Below are 9,065 nucleotides of genomic sequence, written 5' to 3' on the forward strand. Positions count from 1 at the left end.
CGGCGGGGCGCCCGAGACCGGCCAGTACACGGGCGCCCCTCCGCCTTGCCAGGCACGGCACCGGACACCGCGGCCCTCACCGACAAGATCCGAAAGAGACGACCTAGTGCGTGCGCTTGACCGCCAGGACCCGGTACAGCGCGCCCCCTGCCGGCCCCGCCACCGCGCGCCCCGGCTCTATGGCGAGCCGCGGCACCGCCAGCCCGGTGGCGGCGCAGCTCTCGATCAGTTCGACGCGCAGCTGCCGGGCGAGCGCGGTGAGGTCGAGGGTCGCCTCGCCCGGCCGGTAGGCGACGCCGTGGCCGCCACCCATGTCCAGTTCGGGCAGGACCACGCCGTGCTCGTCGCGCATGCGGGCCATCAGCTCCACCATGCGCCGCAGCGCCACGGCATACGGCTCCACGGTGGTGATCTGAGAGCCGATGTGGCAGTGCAGGCCCGTGAGTTCGAGCTGCGGCTGGCCCAGGATCCGGGCGATGGCGTGCTGTGCGGAGCCGTCGGAGGGGGAGAGGCCGAACTTCTGGCCGTCCGTTCCCGTGCGGATCTTGTCGTGGCCTCCGGCCGAGACGCCCGGTACGACGCGCACCATCACCTTCTGGTGGCCGTGGGTGCCGACGGCGGCGGCGATGCGGGCGATCTCGGACGGGCTGTCGATCACGATCCGCCCCACCCCGAGCCGCAGCGCGGTCGCGATGTCCCGGGGCGACTTGGCGTTGCCGTGCAGCACGATCCGCTCGGGCGGAAACCCGACGGTCACCGCGAGCTCCAGCTCCCCGGCCGAGCACACGTCCAGGCCCAGTCCTTCCTCTTGGACCCAGCGCACCATCGCCCGGGAGAGGAACGCCTTGGCTGCGTAAAGGACTTCGGCTTCGGGAAAGGCGTCGCGGTAGGTGCGGCAACGCTCGCGGACCTCACCCTCGTCCAGGACGTAGGCGGGAGTGTCGAACCGCTCGGCGAGCTCGGCCAGCGACACCCCGCCGACGGCAACGCCGCCGTGCGGGAGCCGGGTCGTGGACGCGGGCCATATCGACAGGTCATCGGTACGGGGCGCGACCTCGGGGAGGGCGGCGATCGTCATGGTGCGATTCCCTTCAGACGGTCCGGGCAGCGGTCTCGGGTGCCTGGAGCACCGCGACGTCGACCGGTCCGGGGGCCGTCGCCGTGGTGGCCGAGGGGGCGGTGAGGGTCGGATCGACGGTGAGCAGCGATGCCCCGAGGGGCTCGGCCATCGCTCGGAGCGCGGACGCGGAGAGCCGGACCCAGGGCTGCTGCGCGCCGAAAGTGGCCGTCAACCGCTCGGGAGTGGTGAAGCCGACGGCGGTACGGGCACCCAGCGGGGTGCGGAAAAGGCGTACCACCGCCTGGGCGGGACCCGGCCGAGCCGGCACGTACAGGGGTCCGGCCGGGGTCCGTTCCTCAGGCTCCGGGTCGTCTTCGTACTGGAACAAACACATGGGGCCTCCAGGGAACCACGAGCGGCCGATGAGGCCCCGGATGCGGGGAGGCGGTCCGGGGCGCGACATCGACGCTATGCCCGCGACCGCACGCCTGTGGTCGCCCGTTGACGGGACCCTGACGGCGGCGACCCGACTCCATACGGCTCACTGATGGCGAGGCCCGGCGCCGTCAGGAGCACGTCATGAACTCCGGGGGCCGCGTCAGAAAGACATCGGCAATCCGCCACACGTGTCGCCCTGGCCCTTCATGGAGTCGTGGGAATGGTGGGGCTCCCGGAAGCGAGCTCGGGAGCCCCAGCTCCTGCAACGTCACGGCCTTGACGGCCTGCCGTGCCGCCGCAGTGGAACGGCTGCGCGAGGTACTCGACGGCGCCTTCGGAGCCGCGAAGCCCGGCGTCACCCTCGCGGGCCTCACCGTACGGGCCACACCCGGCGCCGCCCTCGTGGACACCGCCCGCCGCTCCGATGACCTCCTGGTGGTGGGCATACTGTGGACGCATCCGGCCGTGCCGCCTCAAGTGCTTGGCTGCCGTCGGTCCTACTTCTCGGCCGTGCCGGGTTTCCCGCTGCCGGATTCCTGATAGAGGCCCGCGTAGGTGGGCGAGTCCTTGACCAGGTCGTCGCAGAACGCTGCGACGTCGGTGCCGATGAGTTCCAGGACGCCGGCACAGGGTCGGGATCCTGTCGGTCTTGGATGCGGAGAACGCCAAGGCGCCCAGGGCGCGACTCGTCACCACCAATGGAGGGGAAGTTACGACAGAAGAAGCGCAAGGACAGGCGTCCGCCGGGCACTCCCAGGCCGGCCTCGGGATCCGGGGCTCCTTCTTGCGCGCCTGCCGCCTGCTAGGCGAGGGCGTTCACCACGCGATGCTCGGCATCGTTCATCTGCACCACCTTGCGTGCCGCGCCTGACCACACGTGACGGAAGCGTTGTCCGTTCAGGATTCGGTGGGCAGAGGCTGGACCAGGCGGACAGAGTTCTCCTCATCCACCTCGGTGTGGGTGGCGCGTACCATTCAGTGGCCGGCAGGAAGCGGCGCCGAGGCCTGGGGGGCATCCCGCCGCCGGGGTACTCGACGTCCAGTTCGGAGCCCGCTTCGGCGGAGTCCATGAGTACGGCCGGACCATCCGACCCCCAGGTTCCGTAGCTCCCCACGCCGTGGCCGGGTCTGCGAGGACAGTGCCCGCGGCGCCCATTGGCGCCGGCACAGTGAAGGGCTCACGGCCTGCGGCAACCGACAGGCACCGATAGGTGGTGTCGGCTGAGCCGCCTGGCGAGGCGGGGCCGGCCATATGGCCGAGGCGCGCATCGCGGAGGTTGCGGCATCCTGGAGGGTCTCGCCGGGTCGAGACGTCCGAATTACATGCACATGCCGCTCGGGTCCGTCGTTGTTCCGGCTCGTGTCGATCGTGTGGAGGACATCCTGTGACCCTGGTGTGCCGTGTGCCCGTGACGGAGGGGACGCTGTGACAGTCCTTTTGTCTCCGACCGCATCCCCAGTACCCGGCCGGCGGAGCTCCCGACGATTCGTCATGTCGACACGCGTGGCCGGGTGGGCGATGCCGGTTCTTGCGTTCGCACTTGGGGTGTAGGGCAACACGGGACCGTCCGCGTGGACGGACGAGATCGTCACCATGGACGTGGCGCGGCGGTCCTGGTCGGAGTTGTTCGCACTGCTCGGCCGGGTCGACGCGGTGCACGGACTGCACTACGTGCTGATGCACGTGGTGGGGCAGATGACATCGGTGACCGAGTTCACGATGCGCGTTCCCTCGGCGGCGGCGGTCGCCATCGCCGTGGCTGGCACGGTATGGCTGGGCCGCACGCTCGGCGGGCCCAAACTCGGCACATGTGCGGGACTGGCACCTCGCGGTGGCGCCGACGGCATCCCGTTACGCGCAAGAGGGGCGCTCATTCGCCTTCGCCATGGCGGCGGCCGTCCTGGCCACCGGGGCATTGACCAAGGTCCTGAACGGGGACGACCGCCGACGATGGCCGATCACGTACGCCGTGCTGGTGGCGTTGCTGGGCTGGTTCAACGTCATGGGGCTGCTGCTGCTGCTCGCCGCACGCCGCCGGCGACGTCGGTGGCCAGGTGCTTGCCGCTGGCCTGATCGACGAGGTGCGCATGGACGTCGTACCCGTGGTGTTCGGGTCCGGCAAGCGCTACTTCGGGTCGGTCCACGCGCAGAACCTCTTGGAGGATGCTGACGTGGTGATTCAGGGCAACCGGGTGCTGCACCTGCGCTATCGGGTGCGCCGTTGACCGATCTGAGCGGGTGCCCTTGGTCGGGCGGCCGACGCGGATCCGCCCGGCACCTCAGTGGACTTTCCCAGCCGGCACTCCGCCCAGCACGTTGAGAGCGTGAGCGTGGCCTTCAACGCACGCCTCGCGCGCGGCGGTGCGCTCAGCGGGCGCCCGACGTCGCCACGAGCAGCGCCCACCGCCGTACGAGCGGGGGTGGGCAGCCGGCCCGTCCGTCGCCAACCGGGTCAGGGTACGAAGCGCACTGTCGGGTCGTCCGAGCCCCGCAGCAGGTGCACGGTCAGCGCCCTACCGGCCGCCTGCTCCTCCGCGGGTGAGACGGGCACCGGCAGCCGCAGCGCCCGGTACAGGTCCGTGCGGTGCACGGCGAAAGTACTCCCCATCACCCCGCCGAACCGCTGCGAGCGCGGGCAGAGAGCCGTACGCCACGACGGTCACGACCAGCAGTCCAGCCGGTACCACCCAGCAGGAGACGGGCGCCATGACCGCCGCGAAGGTCATCGCCCACATCAGGCTCGCCGTCGCCCGGTCCAAGGTCGCCCGAGCCAGTTCGGCTGTGAGCAACACGAGTTCGGGCAGCACCCGCGACAGGGCGGACCACACGACGGCCGGGCGCGACCGTAGCGGTCGGCGATGCGGCGCTCCGAGGCGTGTACCAGGTTGCCCAGCCGGGTGGGGACGGCGTAGAGCGGGTCGGCGGGGCGGCGCACGCGGGCGCGTTCGCAGCGCTGGTGGGCGTCGAGTTCGCGGCGGCCGGCGGTGGGTGCGGAGAGGGCGGTCGCCGCCTGCTGCCATTCGGCCGTAGCCGTCGTGGCCCGGTCCTGCTTGTCTCCCGGCATGCCAAGCCTTGCCCTGTCGCTTGCAGAAACGGATCAATGTTCCGTATCTTGAAGCGGAGCGTTGTTCCGCTTCGCTTTCGTCATGTTTCCGTCCCTGGCACCCCCATTGGCCAAGGGACGAGCCCGATTTCCCGGAGGACGACAATGCAGTACCGCACGCTGGGACGCACCGGTGTCCAGGCGAGTTCGCTGGCGCTGGGGGCGATGAACTTCGGCGCGATCGGCGGCACCACCCAGGACGATGTCGACCGGATCGTCGGCGCCGCCCTGGATGCCGGGATCAACCTCATCGACACCGCCGACATGTACAGCGGTGGGCAGTCGGAAGAGATGGTCGGCAAGGCGCTCGCCGCGCGCCGGGATGACGTCATGCTCGCCACGAAGGCCGCCCTGCCCATGAGCGAGGAACGCAACCACCAGGGAGCCTCGCGTCGCTGGCTCGCCAAGGCCCTTGATGACAGCCTGCGTCGGCTCGACGTCGACCACATCGATCTGTACCAGATCCACCGCTGGGACCCGCGGACCAGGGACGAGGAGACACTCTCGGCGCTCACCGACTTCCAGCGCGCCGGCAAGATCCGGTACTTCGGGACCTCCACGTTCCCCGCGTACCGGCTCGTGCAGGCCCAGTGGACCTCCCGGGAGCACCGGCTGGGCCGCTACGTCACCGAGCAGCCGAATTACTCGATCCTGCAACGCGCTGTCGAAAGCGAGGTTCTGCCGCTCGCAGGGGAGTACGGCCTCGGAGTACTCGTGTGGAGCCCGCTGGCGTCCGGCTGGCTGACCGGAGCCGTACGCGAGGGCCGCGAAGTCACCACGAGCAGGTCCGCGTTCATGCCTCAGCGCTTCGACGTCTCCGTTCCGGAGAACCGCGCCAAGATGGATGCCATTGAGAAGCTGGCCGTTCTCGCCGACGAGTCCGGCATCACCATGATCCAGATGGCACTCGGCTTCGTCACCGCCCACCCACTGGTCACCAGCGCCCTGATCGGCCCCCGGACCATGGAACATCTGCACTCCCAACTGGCCGCCGCTGACACCATCCTGCCCGCAGAGATCCTCGACGCCATCGATGCCATCGTGTCCCCCGGAGTGGACCTCGCACCACAGGAGAAGAACCCGACTCCCGCACCCGCGATCACAGATCCCTCATTGCGACGCCGCGCCTCCTGACCCGCTTCCCTCGGGCCCGCAGCGCGGAGTTGTAGGCGAGGACCGAGCGGGAGCCCGGGGGCCCGGCACCAGGGTCGTCACCCCGAAGGACACCGAGGTGTTCGGGTATCCGGGGTCCATGGCGTGTGCGCCGTCTCCAGGGTCACCGCTGGGGGCGACGGAGTCGACGGGCAGCGCGACCGACAGCCGGGTGCCCGAGTCCACCGGGAAGACGCGCTCGTCCATCCGCGCGAGTTCGGACAGCGCCTCGGGGGCGAGTCAACCCTCGTCGCAGAGCTGTCATGCCATCACGGCGGCGTCGTGGAAGTTCAGTGCGATCGCATCCACCGGGACGGTGTGCTTCTCCAGCCAGGCGCCCCAATTCCCGTCTGCGTGGTCACGTTTCCTTCGGGAGAGCCTCGTCGAGGGTCCCTGGCCTTGTCTTTGCGGCCTGGCCGTCCGCAAGCCGCCCGCTGCGCCGACGCGGCCGTCCGTGGCCGGCTCGTCGAGCACGTCCGCGCGACCCCCTGAGTGGTGCTGCCCGCTGACCGGGCATCGGCTGGAGTGCCTGCGGGAATTGGCCGGCAGGTGCGTCACGGGTTGGTGGGGTGCGGGGCTACGTTCTTAGGGCTCCGGAGAGGCGGCTGTCCGAACGTGCGGGCCACAGGCGGGCGGTGGCGGCCTCTCCAGTGCCCCGGCTCCGCCGAGGGGCCGGGTCCCCCACGCGTGAAGGAAGACGACCATGTCTCTGGGCACCTGGCTGAAAGTCGGCACCTCCGCCGCCGCGATGGTTCTCGCGGCGGCAACCGCCGCGACCGCGGCACCCACGCCCATACCGGACGCCACCGCAGCGGTAGTGACGCTCCGGTACGACGACAGTCGGGCCGGCGGATGGGAAGCGGCCATCGCGGCCGGGGTCGCTTCCTGGAACGCGAACGTCGGCAACGTTCGGCTGGTGGAGGCCGCGCCCGGGGTCCGGGCCGAGATCGTCATCGTGGCCACCACCGGCTGGCCGCAGGCCACCCTCGGCCCGGTCCGTCCGGGGCGACAGGTACGAGTCGAACTCGGTGCGGAGGCGGTGAGTCAGGGGTACGACAAGACGCGCATCGCCGCGCACGAGCTGGGCCACAGCCTGGGCCTGCCGGACACCAAGCCGGGGCCGTGCTCCCAGCTGATGTCCGGGTCCACCGCCGGGACTGCCTGCACCAATGCCGTGCCCAACGCGACGGAGCGGTCCCGTGTGCAGAACGCGTACGCGAACGGACTCGCGGCAACCGTGCCGACCGACGGCCGGGTACTCATCGACGCCCCCTGATCGTCGGGGTCGACGGGTGGGCCGGTGCGGGGCTTGGCGGCTCAAGGCGGCCGGGATCGGATCGATTGCCGACGGACTCGCCGAGCGACAGCAGGGATCGGACGGTGAGTTCGGCTTCCCGGCCACTCTGGTGAAGCTCTCAGAGCAGCTGCTGGGTCTGCGTACGCCCGCCTTCGACCAGGCGGCAAGGAGATCGGGTACATGCCGTGGGTCGAAGAGGACGCCAGGCCATCCACGACCAGAGCATCCAGGGCCTCGACGTGTCGATCAACGGTACGTCGCGCACCGTCAACTCCGGCAAGGGCGCTGGCTCGACACCCCGGACGAGTTCGACAAGCTGACAGCCGAGAAGGCGAAGTAGCGGGTTCTGCTCCCGGCACCTTGGCTGCCGGGTGCCGAACGGGATGTGTGAGACTCCCCCGAATGATCTTTCGGGGGGAGTCTCACGTTGAACGCGTTTTTGAAGAGGGTGTGGATCGCGCTGGCCGCGACTTTGGTCGTGAGTCTGGCCGCGGTGATCCTGCCGAACCAGGTACAGATCGACGACGACGGGCGTGTGCATCTGGGGGCGCCCGTGGCCGAGCCGTCCGTATCCGCGTCGGTGCCCGTGCCGGAGCCTGAACCCACGTCGCCTGCCCTCACCCGCGACGAGGTGGACGAGGTGATCCGGACGGCGGTCCGCGCGGCGGGCCTGGACCCGGAGCAGGGAAAGTCGACGGTCCCGGCCGGATCCGAACTGAACAGGACGGGCTGGACGGCCGTCCTGGAGAAGGCCGCCGCCCAGCCCAAAGTGAAGGCGATCTCTGCGGACTTGGAGCGCCAGGGCTGGGTGCTGAACCCGCACCGCGACAGCGCCGATACCTCCCGCAGCTACAAGCGCGGGGGCTGGTACCTGCTGGTGCACGCGCGCGGGACGACCCAGGCACCGTCCAACGCGCTGGGCGACTCGCAGACCGATCTGACCATGACCGGGCTCCAGCTCAACCTGTCCGACGTGCCGCTCCCTGAGGTAACCGTCCGCATGCGCTGAACCGTCAATCGGGAGGTGGCCGGCATGAGGCTCCCGGGCCTTGAACAGCAGCCGCTGATCCAACTTCCGTGGCACCCGGTCCGGGTCCACTGTCCGGTCAGGCCCGCCTGCCTGACGAGCACGAACCGGTCACGGTCCTGGTTGGGGCGTCGTTCCCGGGCGGGCGCTCGCCCGCACTGCGCGCACAGGTGATCACGTCCCCGTCCCGGTCCCCGGTCTCGTGTGGTCCCTGCTCGTCCGGCTCGATCGAAAGCGTTCCGAGGGCGGGAACGGTTGCTCCGGTGATCTCGCCGTTTGCGTACAGGCGGCTGATGGTGCGCCCCGTCCCGATGGTTCGCTGGACGCCGGCTGGTCATGTACGTGGCGATGGACGTGCAGTCGCGCCCGCCTGGACCGGCTGCGCGCCCTCGCCCCGGCCGCCGGCTGAGCGCTGCGGGCCGGTGTTGTTGGGCCTTCCGGCGCAATCCTGGGCGCTTCTCCCGCACCTTCCCGTGAGGCCGGCGGTCCGGCGCCTAGGTTGGTCGGTCGAAGCAGAGGTCGTCGACCATCGGAGTCCTTGCATGAATGCGACCGGTACGCCGAACGGCATGCCCCGGCGTCAGTTCGTGGCGCTTTCCGGTGCCCTGGGTGCGGGTGCCCTGCTGGCCGGGGCGGGCGGCAGCGCGTCCGCGGCGGCGTGTCCGCCGCCCGGTTCCGGCGGTTCGTCGTGTTGTCCCTGTCCGACGGATCCGCCGCCTCCCGGCGGCCCGAGCCCGTGCCCCCCGGCCCAAATGCAAGCCCTCTGCGGCAGTCCCGCGGACACCGACCCGCTGTGGCAGGACGTGCAGTACTGCACGCAGGGGATCGTCCCGCCCAGCGGGCACAAGGCGGACTGCCTCAGAAGCCGTTGCTGAACCGGAAGGGCCGTCGCTTGATCGGTTGATTCTTCCTGGTCAGGCATGGGGTGGGTGCTGGTGCGGCAGGCTCGTTGGGTCGGGTTGTCGTCGTGCTGGAGGTGCTGGAATG

The 9,065-nt window shown here is 70.3% G+C and carries 7 protein-coding genes and 3 pseudogenes; 5 read left to right on the forward strand and 5 right to left on the reverse strand.

Annotation, left to right across the window (positions count from 1 at the left end):
- Positions 1 to 109 precede the first annotated feature (109 nt).
- Together OTB19_RS40235 and OTB19_RS40240 are read right to left on the reverse strand one after the other, a co-directional pair.
- A pseudogene (locus OTB19_RS40235) lies at positions 110 to 1,078 on the reverse strand (diaminopimelate decarboxylase family protein); the annotation flags it as partial.
- Positions 1,079 to 1,091: 13 nt separating this feature from the next.
- The gene (locus OTB19_RS40240; protein WP_267803783.1) at positions 1,092 to 1,454 is read right to left on the reverse strand and encodes an SAV_915 family protein; all 363 of its coding nucleotides are present in this window, start codon (positions 1,452 to 1,454) and stop codon (positions 1,092 to 1,094) included.
- Positions 1,455 to 1,774: 320 nt separating this feature from the next.
- Between OTB19_RS40240 and OTB19_RS40245 the strand changes: the two genes are divergently transcribed.
- Positions 1,775 to 2,038 carry a hypothetical protein gene (locus tag OTB19_RS40245; RefSeq protein WP_267803784.1) on the forward strand — a complete coding sequence of 88 codons (264 nt, stop codon included), beginning with the start codon at positions 1,775 to 1,777 and terminating at the stop codon, positions 2,036 to 2,038.
- On the opposite strand, the pseudogene OTB19_RS40250 reads toward OTB19_RS40245, so the two are convergent.
- Positions 1,996 to 2,121, reverse strand: a pseudogene (locus OTB19_RS40250) (DUF1048 domain-containing protein); the annotation flags it as partial. The gene OTB19_RS40245 and the pseudogene OTB19_RS40250 sit on opposite strands and share 43 nt — an antisense overlap.
- Before the next feature lie 1,408 nt (positions 2,122 to 3,529).
- Between OTB19_RS40250 and OTB19_RS40255 the strand changes: the two are divergent.
- A pseudogene (locus OTB19_RS40255) lies at positions 3,530 to 3,724 on the forward strand (dihydrofolate reductase family protein); the annotation flags it as partial.
- A gap of 227 nt (positions 3,725 to 3,951) precedes the next feature.
- Here OTB19_RS40255 and OTB19_RS40260 read toward each other — a convergent pair.
- Together OTB19_RS40260 and OTB19_RS40265 are read right to left on the reverse strand one after the other, a co-directional pair.
- Entirely contained in the window at positions 3,952 to 4,107 is a 156-nt protein-coding gene (locus OTB19_RS40260) for a hypothetical protein (RefSeq protein ID WP_267803785.1), read from the reverse strand.
- Between the two features lie 126 nt (positions 4,108 to 4,233).
- A complete protein-coding gene (locus OTB19_RS40265) occupies positions 4,234 to 4,563 on the reverse strand; it encodes a hypothetical protein (RefSeq protein WP_267803786.1) in 330 nt (109 codons plus the stop codon).
- A 144-nt stretch (positions 4,564 to 4,707) separates the two neighbouring features.
- On the opposite strand from OTB19_RS40265, the gene OTB19_RS40270 reads away from it, so the two are divergent.
- The 3 genes from OTB19_RS40270 to OTB19_RS40280 all read left to right on the forward strand — a co-directional run bounded on the left by OTB19_RS40270 (position 4,708) and on the right by OTB19_RS40280 (position 8,060).
- The gene (locus tag OTB19_RS40270; RefSeq protein WP_267803788.1) at positions 4,708 to 5,736 is read left to right on the forward strand and encodes an aldo/keto reductase; all 1,029 of its coding nucleotides are present in this window, start codon (positions 4,708 to 4,710) and stop codon (positions 5,734 to 5,736) included.
- A 721-nt stretch (positions 5,737 to 6,457) separates the two neighbouring features.
- Entirely contained in the window at positions 6,458 to 7,030 is a 573-nt protein-coding gene (locus tag OTB19_RS40275) for a snapalysin family zinc-dependent metalloprotease (protein ID WP_267803790.1), read from the forward strand.
- Between the two features lie 448 nt (positions 7,031 to 7,478).
- Entirely contained in the window at positions 7,479 to 8,060 is a 582-nt protein-coding gene (locus OTB19_RS40280) for a hypothetical protein (protein ID WP_267803791.1), read from the forward strand.
- Positions 8,061 to 9,065: the final 1,005 nt, after the last annotated feature.

The sequence above is a fragment of the Streptomyces sp. H27-H5 genome, assembly GCF_026627505.1.
GTDB lineage: Bacteria > Actinomycetota > Actinomycetes > Streptomycetales > Streptomycetaceae > Streptomyces.

Bases quoted from the DNA above. Each gene is read 5' to 3' on its own strand.
- OTB19_RS40240 (WP_267803783.1), bottom strand. From the start codon at position 1,454: ATGTGTTTGTTCCAGTACGAAGACGACCCGGAGCCTGAGGAACGGACC.
- OTB19_RS40265 (WP_267803786.1), bottom strand. From the start codon at position 4,563: ATGCCGGGAGACAAGCAGGACCGGGCCACGACGGCTACGGCCGAATGG.
- OTB19_RS40260 (WP_267803785.1), bottom strand. From the start codon at position 4,107: ATGGGGAGTACTTTCGCCGTGCACCGCACGGACCTGTACCGGGCGCTG.
- OTB19_RS40275 (WP_267803790.1), top strand. From the start codon at position 6,458: ATGTCTCTGGGCACCTGGCTGAAAGTCGGCACCTCCGCCGCCGCGATG.
- OTB19_RS40270 (WP_267803788.1), top strand. From the start codon at position 4,708: ATGCAGTACCGCACGCTGGGACGCACCGGTGTCCAGGCGAGTTCGCTG.